The organism is Duganella sp. FT27W, from assembly GCF_009295655.1.
In the GTDB taxonomy this organism is placed as follows: Bacteria; Pseudomonadota; Gammaproteobacteria; order Burkholderiales; family Burkholderiaceae_D; genus Rugamonas; species Rugamonas zoogloeoides.
In genome coordinates this window covers 1,041,106-1,062,255 of sequence record NZ_WHIV01000003.1, presented here as the reverse complement: position 1 = coordinate 1,062,255, position 21,150 = coordinate 1,041,106, and the positions used below count along the sequence as shown (strand labels likewise).

The window sequence follows — 21,150 nt, the reverse complement described above, 5'->3', positions numbered from 1 at the left end:
CTAGAACATGGCACGCACTATCAAACTGAAAATCTACCGCTACGATCCGGACCAGGATGCGAAGCCGTACATGCAGGACATCACCGTCGAGTTGAAAGACACCGACAAGATGCTGCTCGACGCCCTGCAACGCATCAAGTCCGACGTGGACGATTCGCTGGCACTGCGCCGCTCGTGCCGCGAAGGCGTGTGCGGTTCCGACGCGATGAACATCAACGGCAAGAACGGCCTGGCCTGCACCACCAACCTGAACGAGCTGAGCGAGCCTATCGTGCTGCGTCCGCTGCCAGGCCTGCCGGTGATCCGCGACCTGATCGTGGACATGACCCAGTTCTTCAAGCAGTACGATTCGGTCAAGCCGTACCTGATCAACGACTCGATCCGTCCTGAAAAAGAACGCCTGCAAACGCCGACCGAACGCGAAGAACTCGATGGCCTGTACGAGTGCATCCTGTGCGCGTGCTGCTCGACGTCGTGCCCGTCGTTCTGGTGGAATCCGGACAAGTTCGTCGGTCCTGCCGGCCTGCTGCAAGCCTACCGCTTCATCGCCGACTCGCGCGACGAAGCCACCGGCGAGCGCCTGGACAACCTGGAAGACCCGTACCGCCTGTTCCGCTGCCACTCGATCATGAATTGCGTGGACGTGTGCCCGAAAGGCCTGAATCCGAACAAGGCGATCGGTAAAATCAAGGAATTGATGGTACGCCGCGCGATCTAACAGCGCAGTGGCGGGCGGCGGCAACGTCGCCCGTTTCATTTAGAAGTAGCGCTCCAGCATGATCGGCGCGCGCAGTGTAAAGTAGTGACCCATGACTGAACCGAACCAATCTGCACATCAGTCGGACCCAGCCAACAGAGCGCGCCTGCGTTGGCGCTCGCGCCGGGGTCTTCTGGAAAACGACATCATTCTCACCCGTTTTCTCGATGCGCATGAAACCGAATTGACTGACGGGGAAGTGGACGCGTTCACGCGGCTCCTCGACTTGTCGGACAATGACCTGATGGATCTGGTACTGGCCCGCAAGGAGCCGGACGGCGAAATCGACCTGCCGCACGTGCATGCGTTGCTGCAGCGGTTGCGCCACGCCTGAAGCCACAAGCCGCAGGCCGCCAGGCACCAGAACTTTTTTCGCACCATCTCCCTAAAAAAGGAAGAGTCCATGAACACCTCTGATAACAAAGCCACCCTGTCGTTCTCCGATGGCAGCCAGCCCATCGAATTCCCGATCTACAAGGGCACCATCGGTCCCGACGTCATCGACATTCGCAAGCTGTACGCCGGCACCGGCAAGTTCACCTACGATCCGGGCTTCATGTCCACCGCGTCGTGCAACTCGTCGATCACGTACATCGACGGCGACAAGGGCGAACTGCTGTACCGCGGCTATCCGATCGAACAGTTGGCCGTCAACGCCGACTTCATGGAATCGTGCTACCTGCTGCTGAACGGCGAACTGCCTAATAACGTTCAGAAGCAGGAGTTCGTTGACACCGTCACCAAGCACACGATGGTGCACGAGCAGATGCAGTTCTTCTTCCGTGGCTTCCGCCGCGACGCGCACCCGATGTCGGTACTGGTTGGTACCGTTGGCGCGCTGGCCTCGTTCTACCACGACTCGCTCGACATCAATGATGCCAAGCAGCGCGAAATCTCGGCCATCCGCCTGATCGCCAAGATGCCGACCCTGGTTGCCATGGCGTACAAGTACTCGATGGGCCAGCCGTTCATGTACCCGCGCAACGACCTGTCGTACAGCGCCAACTTCATGCGCATGATGTTCGGTAACCCGTGCGAAGAGTACAAGGTCAACGACGTGCTGGTGCGCGCCCTGGACCGCATTCTGATCCTGCACGCGGACCACGAGCAAAACGCCTCGACCTCCACCGTCCGCCTGGCCGGTTCGTCGGGCGCCAATCCGTTCGCCTGTATCGCTGCCGGTATCGCCTGCCTGTGGGGCCCTGCCCACGGCGGCGCCAACGAAGCCGCGCTGACCATGCTGAAAGAAATCGGTTCGGTTGACAACATCCCGGCCTTCATCGAGCAGGTCAAGGACAAGAACTCGGGCGTCAAGCTGATGGGCTTTGGTCACCGCGTGTACAAGAACTTCGACCCGCGCGCCAAGCTGATGCGCGAAACCTGCTACGAAGTGCTGGAAGAGCTGGGCCTGCAAGACGACCCGCTGTTCAAGCTGGCGATGGAACTGGAAAAGATTGCACTGAACGACGAATACTTCGTCTCGCGCAAACTGTACCCGAACGTCGACTTCTACTCGGGCATCGTGCAATCGGCGCTGGGCATTCCAGTGTCGCTGTTCACCGGTATCTTCGCCATGGCCCGCACCATCGGCTGGATCGCCCAGTGGAACGAAATGATCGCCGATCCAGAACAGAAAATCGGCCGTCCACGCCAACTGTTCGTCGGCTCGACCGCCCGCGACGTCAAGCCGCTGGATCAGCGTTAATCGACGCACAAGCAATGTGAGCATGGGCTGCGGCCCATGCCAAAGAAGCCGCCCGGTGCAAGCTAGGCGGCTTTTTTCATTTTGAGCGTCGCTGCGCGTGCGGAAAACGCAACGCTTATCAGTAATGAACTCTGCTAAATTGTATGTGAATGGAGCCGCATATCGCGAGGGAGGTTGTCATGAAGCTATTCAAGGGAATTGCTGTCGCAAAGCTGATCGCCGTGAAACGAGAGATTCTGTCGCCCAAGCAATTTATCGAGCTCAGCCGTAGCCGGCCAGCCGATATCAAGCGCGCCACCTACGTTATCCCCACCATCGGCAAGCCTGGCTTCGGTGCCTTCGAAGTTGAATACCATGCACCCAGGCTGGTGCATGAAAAATGACCGCCCCGGATCTCCCAGACGTTCCGAAGAGTAACCAGGAGGCGCTGCTGCGGATGGTGCAGGCAATTGCGGAGAGCCAGGCCAAGGAAGTTGAACTGAAGCGGCAGGAGCTCGATATCCGGTCGCAGGAAATAGCGTCGAACGAGCGTATTGCAATGAAGGCGATCGAGGCGCAGGAGCGCTTCCACATCGACGGGCGGGTGCAGTACAACAAGCACTCGATGCATCGCTATATTTACATCATCCTCACCGTCCTGCTGGTTTGCGCATTCACGCTGATCATGGTCATGAACGGCGGTAAAGAGGTCATCATCGAAGTGCTGAAAATGGCATTGGCGGCCGCTACCGGAGCATTTGGCGGGTACCACGCGGGCAAGCGCAAAAAAGACAATTCAGACGAGGAATGATGTCACGGCTTGTCTTCCGGCTCCAGCACGTCATCGTCCTCTTCGCGCATGACCGGTGCGCGGCGGTCGGGGCGGATGACCAGTATCCACCAGCCCAACACACCTAAGGTTACTTGCGGCAGGTTGAACAGGAACTTGGCGACGGTGGCGTCGCGTCGCTGGGGCCACAGGGCGTCCGCCGTCTCCGCCATGATGTTGGTGTGGTAGAAGCAAGCGGCCAGCATCAATAGCGAAGCCACCGCCCACAGCAGCACGACATTGGTAATCCGGTGGCGCAGCAGCGCTGCGAACGGGTACGCCAGCACGCACGCGAAGCAGTAGGCGAACAGGTTGGCGGCCAGGTTGGCGAGGTCGAAGTGCGGCAGTATCACCGGCACCGCGCAGATGGCGACGCCAAGCATGACGGCAATGACGGGATGGGGCAGGGCGGGCCAGGAGTCGAAGCGGTGGTTCATCGGTGTGGCGTAAAGTCGGGTGGGGCACCATTGTAGTGGCATTTGGTGATGCCCACCGGGCTGCCCGGCGACATTTCCGGGACGGTGCCCGGGAACTGGCGTGCTTGCGTTGCCGGTGACGCTTACGACTTTTCTTGGTCCAGCAGCGCCTGGATCTCGGCGCGCTCTTTCTTGCTGACATGCCCGCCGCGCAGTGCGGCCAGGACCAGCGCCTTGCCGGAGCCGGAAAAAGCTTTCTGGATCAGCTCTTTGAGCAAATTGGTCTGGATCGCATCCTGCTCCTGCAGCGGCGCGTACACGTGGGCGCGCTGGCTTTCGTCGCGCTTGAGCAGGCCCTTGGTGTGCATCACTTGCAGCAGGCGCAGCACGGTGGCGTAATTCATGTCCGGCCGGGTGTCGAGCGCGGCGGCGTGCACCTGCTTGGCCGTGGCCGGGCCCAGCGCGAACAGCAGGCGCAGCATCTCGAGCTCGGCAGCGGTAGGTTTGGGAGTGGTCGTCATCGATCTAGAATAAAATATCTAGATCGATTTGTCTAGGCCTGTTTCAGCGCATGCAGCTGCGAGACGACGTGGTTGAACAGCGGGCGTGCCGCCACCTCTGGCTGGGTGCACGCTGCATGCAATGTTGCCAGCTGCGCGCGCAACGCCGGTGGCGCGTCGCTACGATCCAGCAGTTCTTCCAGCAGCAAGCCGAACGCGCGCGTCTCGAGCTGCTGCAACCGCGCGGCAATTGGCCCGGCCAGATCGTAAAACGCCGCCGCACCGAAGTCGCTCAGCACGCAGCGGCCAAGATTGTCGTGCAGGATGTTGTGGGCGTACAGGTCGCCGTGCAGGATGCCGCGTTCATGCAGCTGGGCCGTGGCTGCCGCCACTTCGTGGGCGATGGCCAGCATGGCCGGCCAGTCAAGCTGCTTGTCGTCTTCATAGATGTCGCGCGTGCAGCTGGCCAGGCTCGGCGGACCGGCCAGGTTGACGAAGGCGGGATCGAGCAGCGCCATCACCAGTCCCTGTGCCTGCTCCGGGTGGCCGGCAATGCGGCCCAGCACCGGGATCAGGTGCGGATGCAGGCCGGCCGCCACGCAGGCCGCCATTTCGTTGAGCGGCGAACCGTCGCTGGTCATCTCGCCCTTGTAGAGCTTGACCGCCACCGGCGTGCTGCCGCCGTCATGCTGCCAGTCGGCGCGGTGGATCACGCCCGAGGCGCCTTCGCCCAGTTGCTGTTGCAACGCTAACTGGCCCCAGTCTATGAGCGGGGCGGGTGCCGCACTCATTGCTTGCGCGCGTACTGCGCCCCACGGATTACCGGCGCACGCGAGCCAGGCCAGGCGCGGCAGCTTGGTCAGCCAGGCGGGCAGCGCCTCGAAGGCGTTGGCGGCCAGGCGCAGCAATTCCAGCTGGTGCAGGTTGGCCATGGTGTCCGGCAGCGTCTTCAAACGATTGCCCGACAGCATCAGCTTTTGCATGGCCGGGCGGCGGCCCAGTTCGTCGGGCAGGTGTTCGATGCGGTTGTCGGTCAGCACCAGCCAGCGCAGCGCCGGTGGCAGCGCCGAGGCCGGCACCGAGGCGATCTGGTTGGCCTTGAAGCCGACCATGGTCAGCGCCGGCATGCTCCCCAGCATGGCGGGCAGTTCCGTAAAACGGTTGTTGGAGCAGAACAGGATGCGCAGCTTGTGCAGGCGCGGCAGGTCGTCGGGCAGAGCGGCGAGGGCGTTGCCGGTCAGGTCGAGGATTTCCAGCGTGTCGGCCAGGTTGAAGATTTCGCGCGGGAATTCGGTGAGGCCGGCACGTAATTGCAGGCGCGTGATGCCCTGCAATGCGCCGGCGCGCAACTGCTCAAGTGTGTGCATGGGAAGTGACGGATATGCTAAAGCCGGCAGTCTAGCATTCGCCGCTCCCCATCACCTGCTTTCACCTGTTTATCACCCCATTACCACTTCATTTCGCCCTTGGCGACCTTGGCGCTGGTCTCGAGCGCGGCAGGCAGGCCGGCGGTCGGGTACAGCTGCTTCATGCGGGTGATCAGGGCCGCGCTGTCGGCTGCCTTGGCGGTCTCGGCCTCGAAGTGCACCAGGTAGTCGCGGGTAAAGCTCACGGCGGCTGGCGTCAGCGGCGCACCGGGCTTGAAATGGCCGGGCACCACGGTAACCGGTTTCAGCGCGTCGATGCCGGCCAGCGTGGTCAGCCAGTTCTTGCGCGATTCGGCGGTTTGCGTGTCGGCCACCCAGACGTGCAGATCGTTGAATACCACCACGCCACCGACGACTGCCTTGATCGATGGAATCCAAACGTAGCTACGGTTCGGCGTCGGGCCTGTCAACCCTTCGATTTTCAGGCTCTGGCCTTCCAGGGTGATGGTGTCACCCTTCAACACTTGCGGCACGATCACGGTTTTTGGCGCATTGTCTTTCAGGATAGGGCCCCAGTACGCAACCTTGGCATCTTTTTTCTTTTCGATGCCGGCCACGGTTGGCGCGGTGGCGACGATTTTGGCAGCGGGGAACGCGGCGTGGATCACGTCGAGGCCAAAGTAGAAATCGGGGTCGCTGTGGCTGATATACACGGTGGTCAGCTTTTTGCCGCTGGCGCGGATTTTCTCGACCAGCTTGACGGCTTCGCCGCGCGAGAACTGGGCATCGACCAGCACCGCATCCTTGTCGCCCGTCACCAGTACGGAAGCGACCGGGAAGATCGCTGCTTCACCCGGGTTGAAGACTTCAAGTTTCAGTGGCGTGGCAAAGGCAGGGGCGGTAACGACAGCGGCAGCCAGCGTGGCGGACAAGAAGGTGTGCTTGATCATGAGGGTCTCGTATTGGTTAAAGGTGCCCCATCTTAAATTGCTTGATACGATAGAAAAATCGGGTAATCTGCGCATCTCAATTGCATAATCCGGACGAATCATGGACCGCATCACGGCCGCACAAGTGTTTGTCAGCATTGCCGAGCGCGGCAGCATGATCGCGGCGGCCGAGGCGCAGGGCATGTCGCGCGCCATGGTCACGCGCTACCTGGCGGAAATGGAGGAGTGGGCTGGCGCGCGCCTGCTGCACCGGAGCACCCGGCGCCTGAGCCTGACCGACGCCGGCGACGCTACGCTGGCGCGCTGCCGCGCCATGCTCGAACTGGCCGGCGCCATGCCGGTGGCAGCCGACGATGTCGCCTCGCCGCAAGGCCTGTTGCGCATCGCCTGCTCGCAGTCGCTGGCCCAGGCCACGCTGGCGCCTGCCATCACGGCGTTCCTGCGCCGGTACCCGCGCGTGACTGTCGATGTGCAGGTGGACAGCCGCGCGGTGAACCTGGTCGAGCAGCGCATCGACCTGGCGCTGCGCATTACCAATGCGCTCGAACCGAACCTGATCGCGCGCAGCCTGGCCGTGTGCGAGTCGGTCGCTTGCGCGGCGCCGGCCTACCTGGCCGCGCACGGCACACCGTTGCGCCCGCAAGACCTGGCTGGCCATAACTGCCTGACGTACACGTATTTCGGCAAGAGCCTGTGGCAATTTACCGATGCCGATGGCGAGGCTGTCTCGGTGCCGGTGGGCGGCAACCTGTCGGCCAACGAGGATACGGTGCTATTGCGGGCAGCAGTGGCCGGCGCCGGCGTAGTGATGCAGCCAATGTACAGCGTGGCCAGGCTGATCGCCGACGGCCAGCTGGTGCCTTTGTTGCCAACATACGTTCCGCAAAGCATGGGCATTCACGGAATTTATACCTCCAGACAACACATGGCGCCGGCGTTGCGCGCCATGCTCGATTTTTTGCTGGACTGGTTCGCAAACGACCCCACATGGTTAAGTGTGAGCAACGTTCGGGCTAAATAATCCGAAATGCCGTTAAAAATGAGAAAACATTGCCCGCCGAGGTAGGTAGTATGCGGCTTAAGTGAAAATTAACCTTGAAAGATTTAGTCGAAAATAAATCACAAACGCGAGCACAGGCGGTTGTTACGCTACAATACGGGTGCTATGCTAAGTGGCTGTTTTTTGATGCAGACGTTTGAACTGAATTTTTAGCCCTTCCCCACAACTTGATGTGCAATCCGCTAACCGGTCAGGCCGTGTCGCGGAAGGTTAGACTAACCCGCTAATTCCTCGCGAAACGCGAAGAAAGGTGAGCAACAAATGCAACAATCCTCGTCCAATTCCTACCTGTTTGGTGGGAACGCACCGTACGTTGAAGAACTGTACGAAGCGTATCTCAACAATCCAGGCTCTGTACCAGACAACTGGCGCGCCTACTTCGACGCCATGCAGCACGTACCGGCCGTCGATGGCACCAACAAGCCCGACGTCGCCCATGCTTCCGTCATCGCCTCGTTTGCCGAGCGCGCAAAATCGGGTCCGATCCGTACCGTGGTTGCTTCCGCCGACGCTGAAATGGGCCGCAAGCGTGTTGCTGCAACCCAACTGATCGCTGCCTACCGCTACCTCGGTTCGCGCTGGGCCAACCTGGACCCGCTGCAGCGCCAGGAGCGTCCGTCGATCAATGAACTGGAGCCAAGCTTCTACGGCTTCACCGATGCTGACATGGACACCGTGTTCAACATCAGCAACACTTATTTTGGCCCGGAAACCGCGACCCTGCGCGACCTGCTGAACTACCTGCGCGACACCTACACCCGTTCGATCGGCGCAGAGTATATGTACATCTCCGATCCGGCTGAAAAGCGCTGGTTGCAGGAGCGCCTGGAATCGATCCGTTCCACCCCGAACTTCACCGCAGAAAAGAAAAAGCACATCCTCGAGCGCCTGACCGCTGCCGAAGGCCTGGAGCGCTATCTGCACACCAAGTACGTCGGCCAGAAGCGTTTCTCGCTCGAAGGCGGCGAAACCTTCATCGCGTCGATCGATGAAATCATCCAGCGCGCCGGCGAAAAAGGCGTGCAGGAAATCGTCATCGGCATGGCCCACCGTGGCCGCCTGAACGTCCTGGTCAACACTCTGGGCAAGGCACCAAAAGACCTTTTCGAAGAATTCGAAGGCAAGCACGGCGACGACCTGCCAGCCGGCGACGTCAAATACCACCAAGGTTTCTCGTCGGACATCTCCACCGCAGGCGGCCCGGTCCACCTGTCGCTGGCGTTCAACCCGTCGCACCTGGAAATCGTCAATCCGGTGGTTGAAGGTTCCGTGAAAGCCCGTATGGATCGCCGTGGCGACCACCTGGGCAAGCAAGTGCTGCCGATCCTGGTGCACGGCGATGCTGCATTCGCCGGCCAGGGCGTGGTCATGGAAACGCTCAATCTCGCGCAAACCCGTGGCTACGGTACCGGCGGTACCGTGCACATCGTCATCAACAACCAGATCGGTTTCACCACCTCCGATCCGCGCGATGCCCGTTCCACCATCTACTGCTCGGACGTGGTCAAGATGATCGAAGCGCCGGTGCTGCACGTGAACGCCGACGATCCTGAAGCCGTGGTGCTGGCCTCGCAAATCGCGATGGACTACCGCCTGCAGTTCCAGAAAGACATCGTTGTCGATATCATCTGCTACCGCAAACTCGGTCACAACGAACAGGATACGCCAGCGCTGACCCAGCCGCTGATGTACAAGAAAATCGGCCAGCACCCAGGCACCCGCAAGCTGTACGCGGACAAACTGGTCGCGCAAACCGTGATCGCAGCCGATGGCGGCGAACAAATGCAAGCTGCGTTCCGCGATGCGATGGACGCCGGCAAGCACACTGTCGATCCAGTCATCTCCAACTTCAAGAACAAGTTCGCGGTCGACTGGCTGCCGTTCCTGAACAAGAAATGGACCGACTCGGCCGACACCGCCGTGCCGATGACTGAACTGAAACGCCTGGCCACCCGCATCACCACCGTGCCGGAAGACTTCAAGGTCCACTCGCTGGTTGAAAAAGTACTGGGTGACCGCAGCACCATGGGCCGTGGCGAAATGAACCTGGACTGGGGCATGGGCGAACACCTGGCCTACGCGTCGCTGGTGGCTTCCGGCTACGCCGTGCGCCTGACCGGCCAGGACGCCGGCCGCGGTACCTTCGTGCACCGTCACGCCGTACTGCACGACCAGAAGCGCGAGCGCTGGGATTCGGGCACCTACGTGCCGCTGCAAAACATTGCCGAAGGCCAGGCACCGTTCACCGTGATCGACTCCGTGCTGTCCGAAGAAGCAGTGTTGGGCTTCGAATACGGTTACTCGACCGCAGAACCGAACACCCTGACGATCTGGGAAGCCCAGTTCGGCGACTTCGTCAACGGCGCGCAAGTGGTAATCGACCAGTTCATCAGCTCCGGCGAAGTGAAATGGGGGCGCGCTTCGGGTCTGGTGATGATGCTGCCACACGGCTACGAAGGCCAGGGTCCTGAGCACTCGTCCGCGCGGCCTGAGCGTTTCCTGCAACTGTGCGCCGACAACAACATGCAAGTTGTGCAGCCGACCACGGCATCGCAGATCTTCCACGTGCTGCGTCGCCAGATGGTGCGCCAGTTCCGCAAGCCGCTGGTCATCCTCACGCCGAAATCGCTGTTGCGTAACAAGGATGCGGGCTCGCCGCTGACCGACCTGGCCAAGGGCGCCTTCCAGACCGTGATCGGCGAAGTCGATCAGGCCATCGAAGCGGACAAGGTCAAGCGCGTGATCGCCTGCTCGGGCAAGGTTTACTACGACCTGATCAACGCACGCAAAACGCGCGGCCAGACCGATACTGCCATCATCCGTGTCGAACAGCTGTATCCGTTCCCGCACAAGGCTTTCGCTGCCGAACTGAAGAAGTTCCCGAAACTGGCCGAAGTGGTATGGGCGCAGGACGAGCCGCAGAATCAGGGCCCATGGTTCCAGATTCAGCACAACATCTTCGAGAGCATGGACGCCGGCCAGCGCCTGGCCTACGCCGGTCGTCCGGCATCGGCTTCGCCGGCTGTCGGTTACTACGACAAGCACTACGCCCAGCAAAAAGACCTGCTGGAAACGGCGTTCTCGAAGCTCAAAGGCTTCATCCTGACGAAATAAGTTCTCGGCGCCGCGCGGCTGGTTCGCTGGCGCCGACCCCGGTTCATCACACTTTTTGACGGAGCGCCGCCTTGCAAGGGTAACCCTGGGGGTGGCGCCGCAATAACAAAATATACGGAGTTTTTCATGGCACAAATCGAAGTTAAAGTACCCCAATTGTCGGAATCGGTTGCAGAAGCCACCATGCTGACCTGGCATAAAAAAGTCGGCGACGCTGTTGCGCGCGACGAAAACCTGATCGACATCGAAACCGACAAGGTCGTACTGGAACTGCCAGCACCAGCCGCCGGCGTACTGGTGAAAATCATCAAGGGCGACGGCACCACCGTGGTCGCTGACGAAATCATCGCCGTGATCGACACCGACGGCGTCGCTGCTGCTGCCGCTCCTGCCGCTGAAGCTGCTCCAGCTCCTGCCGCCGCTCCAGCACCTGCTGCTGCCGCTGCAACCGGTGGCAGCAAGGGCGATGTCGCCATGCCAGCCGCTGCAAAAATCCTGTCGGAAAAAGGTCTGAACGCTGGCGACGTCGCCGGTTCGGGCAAAGACGGCCGCGTGACCAAGGGCGACGCCCTGGCAGCATCGGCTCCAAGCGCCACCCCGGCCATCGCACCACTGGCTGCTCCTGCCGCCAAGGCTTCGCTGCCACAAGTGTCGTCGTCGCCAGCCAGCCTGGGTGACCGTCCTGAAGAGCGCGTGCCGATGAGCCGCCTGCGCGCCCGTATCGCCGAGCGCCTGCTGCAATCGCAATCGACCAACGCCATTCTGACCACGTTCAACGAAGTGAACATGGCCCCAGTCATGGAACTGCGCAACAAGTACAAGGACAAGTTCGAGAAAGAGCACGGCGTCAAGCTGGGCTTCATGTCGTTCTTCGTCAAGGCAGCCGTTGCAGCCCTGAAAAAATACCCGATCATCAACGCTTCGGTGGACGGCAACGACATCGTGTACCACGGCTACTTCGACATCGGTATCGCTGTCGGTTCGCCACGCGGCCTGGTCGTACCGATCCTGCGCAACGCCGACCAGATGTCGATCGCTGAAATCGAAAAGAAAATCGGTGAATTCGGCGCCAAGGCCAAAGAAGGCAAGCTGACCCTGGACGACCTGACCGGCGGTACCTTCTCGATCTCGAACGGCGGCACCTTCGGTTCCATGCTGTCCACCCCGATCATCAACCCGCCACAATCGGCCATCCTGGGCGTGCACGCCACCAAGGAACGCGCCGTGGTTGAAAACGGCCAGATCGTGATCCGCCCAATGAACTACCTGGCAATGTCCTACGACCACCGCATCATCGACGGCCGCGAAGCCGTGCTGGGCCTGGTCGCCATGAAAGACGCGCTGGAAGATCCAGCCCGCCTGCTGCTGGACCTGTAAGGTATCAGCCTTTAATAGGCGGTTCACCAGCCCGCCCCGGCAAGCTTGAGCTTGTCGGGGTCACTCCGAGGAAAACCATGAGCATCGCGGAAGAAATCCAGCGCCTGCACGACCTGCACAAAGCGGGCGCCCTGACTGCGGACGAGTTCGCCGAAGCCAAGCTGCGCCTGCTCAGCCAGGAAGCGCACCGTCCGCGCGAGGACAACGTGGGCAGCCTGCGCCGTTCGCGCGACGACCGCTGGCTCGGTGGCATCTGTGGCGGCCTGGGCCGTATCTCCGGCATCGAGTCGTGGATCTGGCGCGTGCTGCTGGTGCTGCTGGTGCTGACCTTTGGCACGGGCCTGGTGATTTATCTTTTGCTGTGGATCTTCGTTCCAGAAGAAGAAACTGATTGGAAATATAAAAATGAGTAAACAATTTGACGTAGTAGTCATCGGCGCCGGTCCTGGCGGTTACATCGCTGCCATCCGCGCTGCACAACTGGGTTTTTCGGTCGCTTGCGTCGATGCCTGGGAAAATGAAAAAGGTGGCCCGGCTCCTGGCGGCACCTGCACCAACGTCGGTTGCATCCCGTCGAAAGCACTGCTGCAATCGTCCGAGCATTTCGAGCACGCCGGTCACGCGTTCAAGGAACACGGCATCGACGTCGCCGGCCTGTCGCTGAACCTGGGCCAGATGCTCAAGCGCAAAGACGGCGTGGTCAAGCAGAACAACGACGGCATCCTGTACCTGTTCAAGAAAAACAAGGTGACCTTCTTCCACGGCCGCGCAGCGTTTGCCGGCGCCGCCGGTGCTGATGGTTACCCGCTGGCCATCACCGGCCCGGCCAACGAAACCATCACCGCCAAGCAAGTCATCATCGCGACCGGTTCGAACGCCCGTCAACTGCCAGGCGCCGAATTCGACGAGAAACTGATCCTGTCGAACACCGGCGCACTGGCCATCGAAGGCGTACCAGCCAAGCTGGGCGTGATCGGTGCTGGCGTGATCGGACTGGAAATGGGTTCCGTGTGGCGTCGCCTGGGTTCGGACGTGACCGTGCTGGAAGGCCTGCCGGTATTCCTGGGCGCGGTCGATGAGCAGATCGCCAAGGAAGCCAACAAGCTGTTCACCAAGCAAGGCCTGAAGATCAACCTGGGCTGCAAGATCGGCACCATCACCAAGGGTGACAACAGCGTTTCCGTGGCGTACGAAAACGCCAAGGGCGAAGCCATCACCGCCGAGTTCGACAAGCTGATCATCTCGATCGGCCGCACCCCGAACACCAACGGCCTCGGCGCTAACCAGGTTGGCCTGGCGCTGGACGAGCGCGGCTTCATCGCCGTGGACGACGACTGCAAAACCAACCTGCCAGGCGTGTGGGCAGTTGGCGACGTGGTGCGCGGGCCGATGCTGGCGCACAAAGCCGAAGAAGAAGGCGTTGCCGTGGCCGAGCGTATCGCCGGCCAGCACGGTCACACCAACTTCAACACGATTCCCTGGGTGATCTACACCTCGCCGGAAATCGCGTGGGTCGGCCGCACCGAGCAGCAACTGAAGGCTGACGGCGTTGCCTACAAAGCCGGCACCTTCCCGTTCCTGGCCAACGGCCGCGCCCGTGCGCTGGGCGACACGTCGGGCATGGTCAAGTTCCTGGCCGATGCAACCACCGACGAAATCCTGGGCGTGCACATCATCGGCCCGATGGCCTCCGAGCTGATCTCGGAAGCCGTGGTAGCGATGGAGTTCAAGGCGTCGGCCGAAGACATCGCCCGCATCTGCCACGCGCACCCGTCGCTGTCGGAAGCCACCAAGGAAGCCGCTCTCGCTATCGACAAGCGCACCCTGAACTTTTAAGTCGGTCGCTTAAAACCGCGCGCAGCTTCGTTGCGGCGCCCAGCTGGGACTGTACATTCGTACTGTCTTCGGCGCCGCGCCTCGCTGCGCACGGTTTGAAGCAACCTTGGCGGGCTTCGGCCCGCTTTTTCATTTGCGTCCAGCGCACAAGCGAACCCATGAACGTCGAAGAGTTTTACCAGAAGGCGCTGCTCGAGCGCGATTTCAAGGCCGATGCCGCCCAGCGCCGCGCGGTGGACCGCCTCCAGCAATGCTATGACGACTGGGTCCAGTACAAGGCCCAGCGCTCGAGCACCTTCAAGCGCCTGATCAACCGGCCGCAAGTGCCGAAGGGCGTGTACATGTGGGGTGGGGTGGGGCGCGGCAAGTCCTTCTTGATGGACAGTTTTTACTCGGTGGTGCCGGTGGTGCGCAAGACGCGCCTGCACTTCCACGAATTCATGCGCGGCGTGCACCGCCAGCTCGATGAGTTGAAAGGCGTGGCCGATCCGCTCGACGAGGTAGCCAAGCGCGTCGCCAAGAAATACCGGCTGATCTGCTTCGACGAGTTCCACATCTCGGACGTGGCCGACGCCATGATCATGTACAACCTGTTGAAGGCGCTGTTCGACAATGGCGTGTCGTTCATCATGACGTCCAACTACGATCCGCAACTGCTGTACCCGGACGGCCTGCACCGCGACCGCATCTTGCCAACCATCGACCTGCTGTACGAAAAGCTCGACGTGATGAATATCGACGCCGGCATCGACTACCGCAGCCGCGCGCTGGAACAGGTGGAGTCGTATTACACGCCGCTGGGCGCCACCGCCGACGCCGCGCTGCGCGACGCCTACGCGCGCCTGGCCGAAAGCGCCGACGAAGACCCGGTGGTGCGCATCGAGGCGCGCGAGATCCGCGCGCTGCGCCGTACCGGTTCGATGATCTGGTTCGATTTCCATACGCTGTGCGGCGGTCCCCGTTCGCAGAACGATTACCTGGAAATCGCCAGCCGCTTCCACACCGTGATATTGTCGGAAATCCCGCGCATGTCGGCGTCGATGTCGTCGGAAGCGCGCCGTTTCACGTGGCTGATCGACGTCTTCTACGACCAGGGCGTAAAATTGCTGATGTCGGCCGAAGTGGAACCGGAAGAGCTGTACACGACCGGCACCCTGGCCAACGAATTCCACCGCACGGTGTCGCGCATCGTGGAAATGCAATCGCAGGAATACATGGACCGCGAGCAGCGCACCGCCGCCGGCTCGCTGGCGTAGGCTACAGGATACGTATGAAACTGAATGTGAAATCGATGATGGCCGCTGCGTTCGGCGTACTCACCATGGCAACCGTGGCGGCCCGGGCCGAGTCCACCGGGGCGGCGCCGGTCGTCACCCCGACGCAGTCGGTGGCCCAGGCCGACGCCACGCTCGAGCGCGTCACGCGCGAACGCGCCGTGGTGGCCAGCACCTTTGCCGCCGAAGAAACCGTATGCAACGACAAGTTCTTTGTCAACAATTGCCTGGACAAGGCCAAGGAAAAGCGCCGCGTGGCGCTGGCCCAGTTGCGCGCCGAGGAAGTGGAAGCCGAGCACTTCAAGCGCGCCGCGTCGGTCGCCAAGCGCGACGCCGACCTGGCCGAACGCGCCCGCAAGGATGCCGAGGAATTCGCCCGCCGCGAAGCCCAGCCGTCCAAGCCGGCCCGTACCGAAGAAGAACTGGCGCCACCCGCCGCACCCAGGAGCGGAAAAAGCGTAGCCGAGCGCGAAGCCGAGCACGCCGAGCGCCTGCGCCGCGATGCTGCCAGGACCGCAACGCAGGCCGACAAGCGCGCCGCCAATGTCGCCGCGTACGAAAAGCGGCAGGCCGATGCCGCCCGGCGCCAGGAGCAGGTGGCCAAGCGCTTGGCGGAGCGCCAGGCCAAGGCCGAGGCGCGCGCGGCCGACGAGAAGAAGAAGGCGGATGCAGCGGCAGCGGCGGCTGCCAAAAAGCAATAAGGTTGTTGGCAAGCCCCCGGTAGATTAAACTATGCACCGTGCCGTATCCCGTGAACCTTCCAGTGACTGAGAAACATGACTGATGTACAAGATATCCAGCGTCGTCTGATTGAACTCGACGTCGAACACCGCGACCTGGACGCGGTCATCGACATGCTCACACTGGATGGCCACCACGACCAGCTGCAACTGCGCCGTCTCAAAAAACGCAAGCTGCAGCTGAAAGACCATATCACTTTGCTGAAAATGCAACTCGTGCCCGACGTTCCCGCCTGATTTCGCCCGAACCTCGCGCCTTACCTAAGTACACATTGACCGAAGCCCTGCCCACGCCAGCTGGTTCGCCCGCGCCGGCCAGCCGTCCGATCCTCAAGCGTCCCGTCGAACCTGCCACCGAGACGCCGGGCCTTCCTGCGCCTGCGGTGATTGGCGAGACGCCCGAACACGCACCGGGCATCCACGATGCCGAAGTCGAGCAGTTGTTCGGCGCCGGCGGTCCGCTGGGTCCGGCAGTGGGCGACTTCCGTCCGCGCCGCTCGCAAACCGAGATGGCGAAAGCAGTGGCCGATGCCATCGCCAACCAGACCACCCTGATCGCCGAAGCCGGCACCGGCACCGGCAAGACCTTCGCCTACCTGGTGCCGGCGCTGCTGTGGGGCGGCAAGACCATCGTCTCGACCGGCACCAAGAACTTGCAGGACCAGCTGTTCCTGCGCGATATTCCGAACGTCCGTGCGGCTTTGAAAGCGCCGGTGTCGATTGCGCTGCTCAAGGGCCGCTCGAACTACGTGTGCCACTACCACCTGGAACGCACGCTGCAAAACGGCCGCATGACCTCGCGCGACGACGTGGGCCACTTGCGCGAAATTTCGCGCTTCCTCAAGATGACCAGCTCCGGCGACAAGGCCGAGCTGGCGCGCGTGCCCGAGAACGCGCTGGTCTGGAACCTGGTCACGTCCACCCGCGAAAACTGCATGGGCCAGGAGTGCCAGTACTACCAGGACTGCTTCGTGATGAAGGCGCGCAAGGAAGCCCAGCAGGCCGACGTGGTGGTGGTCAACCACCACCTGTTCTTTGCCGACGTGGCCCTGAAGGATTCCGGCGTGGCTGAGCTGCTGCCGTCGGCCAACACCATCATTTTCGATGAAGCGCACCAGTTGCCGGACACCGCCACGCTGTTTTTCGGCGATACGTTTTCGACCTCGCACATTCTTGAGCTGTGCCGCGACGTGCTGGCCGAAGGCTTGTCCAATGCCCGCGACGGCGCCGACTGGGGCAAGACCGTCACCGTGGTGGAAAAGGCCGCGCGCGACCTGCGCCTGACTTTCCCGCAAGACATCGTGCGCCTGTCGCTGCCGCAAATTGCGCCATCGAGCGAGTTTTTCCCGGCGCTGCAACACCTCAAAGACGAACTGGATGGCATGCTGGCCGTGCTGGAAACCCAGGCCATGCGCGCCGAAACGCTGGAGCAGTGCCGCCAGCGCGGCCTGGAACTGGCGGAAAAGCTGGCGGCCTGGAAGTTCGACCCGAAAGCCAAGGTGAACAAGGGTGAGGAAGCGGTGTACTGGGTGGAAGCTTATGCCTCGTCGCTGCAGTTGCATAAAACCCCGCTGTCGATCGCACCGATCTTTTCCGGCCAGCGCGAAGGCGTGCCGCGCAGCTGGATTTTCACGTCGGCCACCCTGGCCGTCAAAAACGATTTCAGTCACTTTTCGGAACAGATGGGCCTGGCCAACGAGCCGTCGCGCACCTGGCCCAGCCCGTTCAATTACGAAGAGCAGGGCATTTTATATGTGCCGCAAGGCTTGCCGGACCCCAATTCCATGGGCTACACCGACGCCGTGCTGGACCTGGCCTTGCCGGTCATCGAGGCGGCTGGCGGCAAGACTTTCCTGCTTTGCACCACCTTGCGTGCCGTCAAACGCGCGGCCGAACGGTTGCGCGACGAGTTCGAAAAGCGTGGCCTGAACTACCCGTTGTTCATCCAGGGCGACCGCGGCCGCACCGAATTGCTCGACCAGTTCCGCAAGGCCGGCAACGGCGTGCTGGTCGGCAGCCAGAGTTTCTGGGAAGGCGTTGACGTGCGCGGCGACGCCTTGTCGCTGGTGATCATCGACAAGCTGCCGTTCGCGCCGCCCGACGATCCGGTGCTGGCCGCCCGCATCGAGGTCATGGAAAAACAGGGCAAGAACGGCTTCATGCACCACACCTTGCCCGAGGCGATCATTAACCTCAAGCAGGGCGCCGGCCGCCTGATCCGCGACGTCAACGACAAGGGCGTGCTGATGCTGTGCGACCCGCGCGTGATCTCCAAGCCTTACGGCCGCCGCATCTGGCAAAGCTTGCCGTCGTTTAAACGCACGCGCGAAGCAGCCGAAGTGCTGGACTTCTTCAAAAAACTGAACCAACCGCCGCTCGAAGACCAGTAACTTCCGGTTTTCCTGCCGAGCGCGCCGTCCGGTGCGCTCGATTTCCTTTCTTTTCGCTTACACCTTTCTTCACCGCATTTTCTCGTGGTAATCAAGCCAAATTCTGGTGCGTTGACGCCATTTTTGGGCTTGGTTGCCGTTTGCGCATGCGCAAAGCCGGTGCCGGGGGGATGTTTAGAGTTGGTTAAATGCTGCTGCCTTGTGGAGCAGGAACGGAGGATGTCATGACGATCCGCCACGGTTGTTTTTTCAGCTATGCCCACGGCAAGCATGCGCACATGAAGAAGTTCAAGGACGACCTGGTCGAGGCCATGAAGTGCTACCTGGAGCCGCACTTCGACAACGAGGACGAGTTGTTCGTGGACAGCGAACAGCTGGGCGGCGGCGACGACCTCGATGGCAAAATTGCCCGCGCGCTGTGCGAGAGCGTGTGCATGATCGTCATCTACACGCCCAAGTACGAAGCCCATGCCTACACCCGGCGCGAGTTTGCGGCGATGCAATTGATCGAGGCCGAGCGGCGGCAGTGGTACGACCTGCCCAGCCACCTGATCATCCCGGTCATCATGACGCGCCACCCATTGAACCTGCCGCCGCAAATTTCCGGGCCCGGCATGTATGTCGATTTTTCCACCTACACGCTGGCCAGTGGCGACCTCAAGAATAATCCCGACTACCTGCCGGAAATTGCCAGGATCGTCGATCGCATTGCCGCGCACTACCATCATCTGAAACGCTGCACACCGCCGGGGCATGACTGTGGTCGATTTGTCATGCCGGACATCCCACCGGAATGGCGCGCCATTCCGCCGCCACACTTCCCTCGTTAGGGTTTAAAAAAGGGTTTGCCATGGAAAACGTTTCCTTGTCCTTAACGCCGCTCAGCGATAGCGGTGAAGTTGTCACTTTCTACTCATACAAGGGCGGCACCGGGCGCACCATGGCCCTGTCCAACCTGGCGGTGCTGCTGGCGCGCCAGCACAACTCCACGTCGCCCGTATTGATGATCGACTGGGACATGGAGGCACCGGGCCTGCACCATTATTTCGACCTGCACGAGGAGCGGCCCGGCGTGCTCGAACTGTTCGAGGCATGCCGCGAACAGCTGCTGAGCCGGTACCGGCCGCAATCCGAAGGCGACACCGTCGCATCCGGCGGCGCGACGCAAGACAGCGCGGCGCCCGACAGCGAAGCGCTGGCCAACGAAGTGCTGGCGGCAGTCGGCTGGCAGCAATACGTGAGCCGGGTGGACCAGAGCAGCCAGTTATACCTGATGCGCGCCGGCCGCTTCGATCATACCTACGGCGAACGGCTGGCCGCGATGCACTGGGACGACCTGTTCGACCGTTGCCCGGCGCTGTTCCGCTGCTTTGCCGATCAGATGGCGCGCCATTTCCGCTACGTGCTGGTCGATTCGCGCACGGGCCGCACCGACAGCGCCGGCATCTGCACCACGCTGTTGCCGCGCAAGCTCGTGGTGGTGTTTACCCCGAATCGCCAGAGCCTCGAGGGTGTCGAGGCGCTGGTGTCCCGCGCCGCCGCCTACCGCAGCAGCCACGAAGACGAGCAACGGCCGCTGCTGGTGTACCCGCTGCCGTCGCGCATCGAGATGGGCGACAGCATCCAGCGCGCGCAGTGGCGGCGCGGCGCGCCCGAGCAGCACATCATCGGCTACCAGCCCATCTTCGAGCGCCTGATGCGCGACTGCTACGGCTTGCCGCACGTTTCGCTCGACTCGTATTTCGACGAAGTGCAGCTGCAGCAGACCCGCACCTTTGCCTACGGCGAGCAACTGGCGGTGCGCATGGACCAGGGCGGCGACCGCTTTTCGCTCACCCGCACCTTCGAAGCGTTTCTCGACTGGCTGGGTCCCGGCTACTTTCCCTGGCAGTCGGCGCGCGAAATTCACCTGCTGTCCGCCGTGGCGGACACCCGCCACGCCCTCGAACAAGGCGGTGGCGAAGCCGGCATCGGCGCCCGCGCGCTGTCGCAGCCGCTGGCGCGCGACCTCAACCTGCTGGGCGAGATGTACCGGCAGGAGGGCCGGCTGCGCCAGGCCGCCGCGTGTTTCGAAGAAAGCCTGGCGCTGCGCCAGCGCGCCATGGGCGACGACCACCTCGACACGCTCACCAGCAAGGGCAACCTGGCCGGCGTGCTGCGTCTGCAGGGCCAGCTCGATGAGGCGCAATTCCTGGAAGAGGGCGTGATCGCCGCGCGCGAGCGCATGCTGGGGCCCGAACACCCGGATACCCTGGCCGCGCGCGCCAACCTGGCCGCCACGCTGGCCCAGCAGCACCGCACCGCCGAGGCGCTCAACATCCAGGACAACGTGCTCGACGCCTACCTGCGCCAGCTCGGCCCCGAACATTTGCTGACGCTGGCGTGCCAGGCCGCGCGCGCGGAATTGCTGTTCCAGCGCGGTGACATCGAACACGCGCGCCATGCCCAGGAGCAAGTGCTGGCCGCCCGCAAGCGCACCCTGGGCGCCGAGCACGCCGACACCCTGCGCAGCAAGACCGCGCTGGCGCGCACGCTGGTGGTAGCGCGCGACCTCGACGGTGCCCGCCGCCTTCTCGACGAGGTGGTGCGGGCGCAAGCGGGGCGGTTGGGCGCCGAGCACCCGGACACCCGGCGCACCCAGGCTTTGCTTGACGGCGTGGTGCAGCAGGCGGCGTTACTGCCGACGGCTGCAGAATTGCACCAGGATGCCGCGATGGACGATTACGGCGACGCGCTGGCCCGTCCGCCCCATTTGCGTGCGCTGACGCCGTACCAGCCAGGCGCGGACTGGACATCGTCCAGCGGCATGGCATACGTTGCTCATAAGGCAGGGTAATCGCCAAGCTCACAAGCAAT

At 62.2% G+C, this 21,150-nt stretch carries 20 protein-coding genes; 16 read left to right on the top strand and 4 right to left on the bottom strand.

All coding sequences use genetic code 11. The features are described from left to right. Positions 1-7: 7 nt before the first annotated feature. From F8197_RS16565 to F8197_RS16545, 5 genes are all read left to right on the top strand, one after another. Complete coding sequence (locus tag F8197_RS16565; protein ID WP_070251569.1) at positions 8-718, top strand: succinate dehydrogenase iron-sulfur subunit; 711 nt, start codon at positions 8-10, stop codon at positions 716-718. A 91-nt stretch (positions 719-809) separates the two neighbouring features. Next, complete coding sequence (locus F8197_RS16560; RefSeq protein ID WP_152882753.1) at positions 810-1,091, top strand: succinate dehydrogenase assembly factor 2; 282 nt, start codon at positions 810-812, stop codon at positions 1,089-1,091. 69 nt (positions 1,092-1,160) lie between these two features. Beyond that, positions 1,161-2,462, top strand: coding sequence for a citrate synthase (gene gltA / locus F8197_RS16555; RefSeq protein ID WP_056143319.1), 1,302 nt, complete (start codon positions 1,161-1,163; stop codon positions 2,460-2,462). Positions 2,463-2,641: 179 nt separating this feature from the next. After that, complete coding sequence (locus F8197_RS16550; protein ID WP_152882752.1) at positions 2,642-2,845, top strand: hypothetical protein; 204 nt, start codon at positions 2,642-2,644, stop codon at positions 2,843-2,845. Next, positions 2,842-3,252: a YrzE family protein gene (locus tag F8197_RS16545; protein WP_152882751.1), complete on the top strand. Its 411-nt coding sequence runs from the start codon at positions 2,842-2,844 to the stop codon at positions 3,250-3,252. The genes F8197_RS16550 and F8197_RS16545 overlap by 4 nt, the downstream gene beginning before the upstream one ends. 2 nt (positions 3,253-3,254) lie before the next feature. Here F8197_RS16545 and F8197_RS16540 read toward each other — a convergent pair whose 3' ends face one another. The 4 genes from F8197_RS16540 to F8197_RS16525 form a co-directional block, all read right to left on the bottom strand. Beyond that, positions 3,255-3,707: a hypothetical protein gene (locus tag F8197_RS16540; RefSeq protein ID WP_152882750.1), complete on the bottom strand. Its 453-nt coding sequence runs from the start codon at positions 3,705-3,707 to the stop codon at positions 3,255-3,257. A gap of 122 nt (positions 3,708-3,829) precedes the next feature. Further along, complete coding sequence (locus F8197_RS16535) at positions 3,830-4,207, bottom strand: BlaI/MecI/CopY family transcriptional regulator (protein WP_152882749.1); 378 nt, start codon at positions 4,205-4,207, stop codon at positions 3,830-3,832. A gap of 32 nt (positions 4,208-4,239) precedes the next feature. Beyond that, positions 4,240-5,553 (bottom strand): leucine-rich repeat-containing protein kinase family protein, encoded by a 1,314-nt coding sequence (locus F8197_RS16530; RefSeq protein WP_152882748.1) that lies wholly within the window; start codon positions 5,551-5,553, stop codon positions 4,240-4,242. Positions 5,554-5,633: 80 nt separating this feature from the next. Further along, positions 5,634-6,503: an MBL fold metallo-hydrolase gene (locus F8197_RS16525; RefSeq protein WP_152882747.1), complete on the bottom strand. Its 870-nt coding sequence runs from the start codon at positions 6,501-6,503 to the stop codon at positions 5,634-5,636. Between the two features lie 100 nt (positions 6,504-6,603). Here F8197_RS16525 and F8197_RS16520 point away from each other — a divergent pair, with 100 nt between their 5' ends. From F8197_RS16520 to F8197_RS16470, 11 genes are all read left to right on the top strand, one after another. Continuing rightward, positions 6,604-7,524, top strand: a complete 921-nt coding sequence (locus F8197_RS16520) for a LysR family transcriptional regulator (RefSeq protein ID WP_152882746.1) — start codon at positions 6,604-6,606, stop codon at positions 7,522-7,524. Between the two features lie 300 nt (positions 7,525-7,824). Continuing rightward, a complete protein-coding gene (locus F8197_RS16515; RefSeq protein ID WP_056143373.1) occupies positions 7,825-10,677 on the top strand; it encodes a 2-oxoglutarate dehydrogenase E1 component in 2,853 nt (950 codons plus the stop codon). Positions 10,678-10,803: 126 nt separating this feature from the next. Beyond that, complete coding sequence (gene odhB, locus F8197_RS16510; protein WP_056143376.1) at positions 10,804-12,054, top strand: 2-oxoglutarate dehydrogenase complex dihydrolipoyllysine-residue succinyltransferase; 1,251 nt, start codon at positions 10,804-10,806, stop codon at positions 12,052-12,054. 77 nt (positions 12,055-12,131) lie between these two features. After that, positions 12,132-12,467 (top strand): PspC domain-containing protein, encoded by a 336-nt coding sequence (locus tag F8197_RS16505; protein WP_056143380.1) that lies wholly within the window; start codon positions 12,132-12,134, stop codon positions 12,465-12,467. Further along, the gene (lpdA, locus tag F8197_RS16500) at positions 12,460-13,890 is read left to right on the top strand and encodes a dihydrolipoyl dehydrogenase (protein ID WP_152882745.1); all 1,431 of its coding nucleotides are present in this window, start codon (positions 12,460-12,462) and stop codon (positions 13,888-13,890) included. Before F8197_RS16505 ends, lpdA begins: the two co-directional genes overlap by 8 nt. 158 nt (positions 13,891-14,048) lie before the next feature. Further along, the gene (zapE, locus tag F8197_RS16495; RefSeq protein WP_056143385.1) at positions 14,049-15,146 is read left to right on the top strand and encodes a cell division protein ZapE; all 1,098 of its coding nucleotides are present in this window, start codon (positions 14,049-14,051) and stop codon (positions 15,144-15,146) included. A gap of 14 nt (positions 15,147-15,160) precedes the next feature. Continuing rightward, on the top strand, positions 15,161-15,865 hold the full coding sequence (locus F8197_RS16490) for a hypothetical protein (protein WP_152882744.1): 705 nt from the start codon (positions 15,161-15,163) through the stop codon (positions 15,863-15,865). Between the two features lie 75 nt (positions 15,866-15,940). Further along, positions 15,941-16,141, top strand: coding sequence for a YdcH family protein (locus F8197_RS16485; protein ID WP_008450659.1), 201 nt, complete (start codon positions 15,941-15,943; stop codon positions 16,139-16,141). 146 nt (positions 16,142-16,287) lie between these two features. Next, positions 16,288-18,294, top strand: coding sequence for an ATP-dependent DNA helicase (locus F8197_RS16480; RefSeq protein WP_056144637.1), 2,007 nt, complete (start codon positions 16,288-16,290; stop codon positions 18,292-18,294). Between the two features lie 224 nt (positions 18,295-18,518). Then, positions 18,519-19,124, top strand: a complete 606-nt coding sequence (locus F8197_RS16475) for a toll/interleukin-1 receptor domain-containing protein (RefSeq protein WP_056143390.1) — start codon at positions 18,519-18,521, stop codon at positions 19,122-19,124. 20 nt (positions 19,125-19,144) lie between these two features. Further along, complete coding sequence (locus F8197_RS16470; RefSeq protein ID WP_056143394.1) at positions 19,145-21,130, top strand: KGGVGR-motif variant AAA ATPase; 1,986 nt, start codon at positions 19,145-19,147, stop codon at positions 21,128-21,130. The last annotated feature ends 20 nt before the right edge of the window (positions 21,131-21,150 follow it).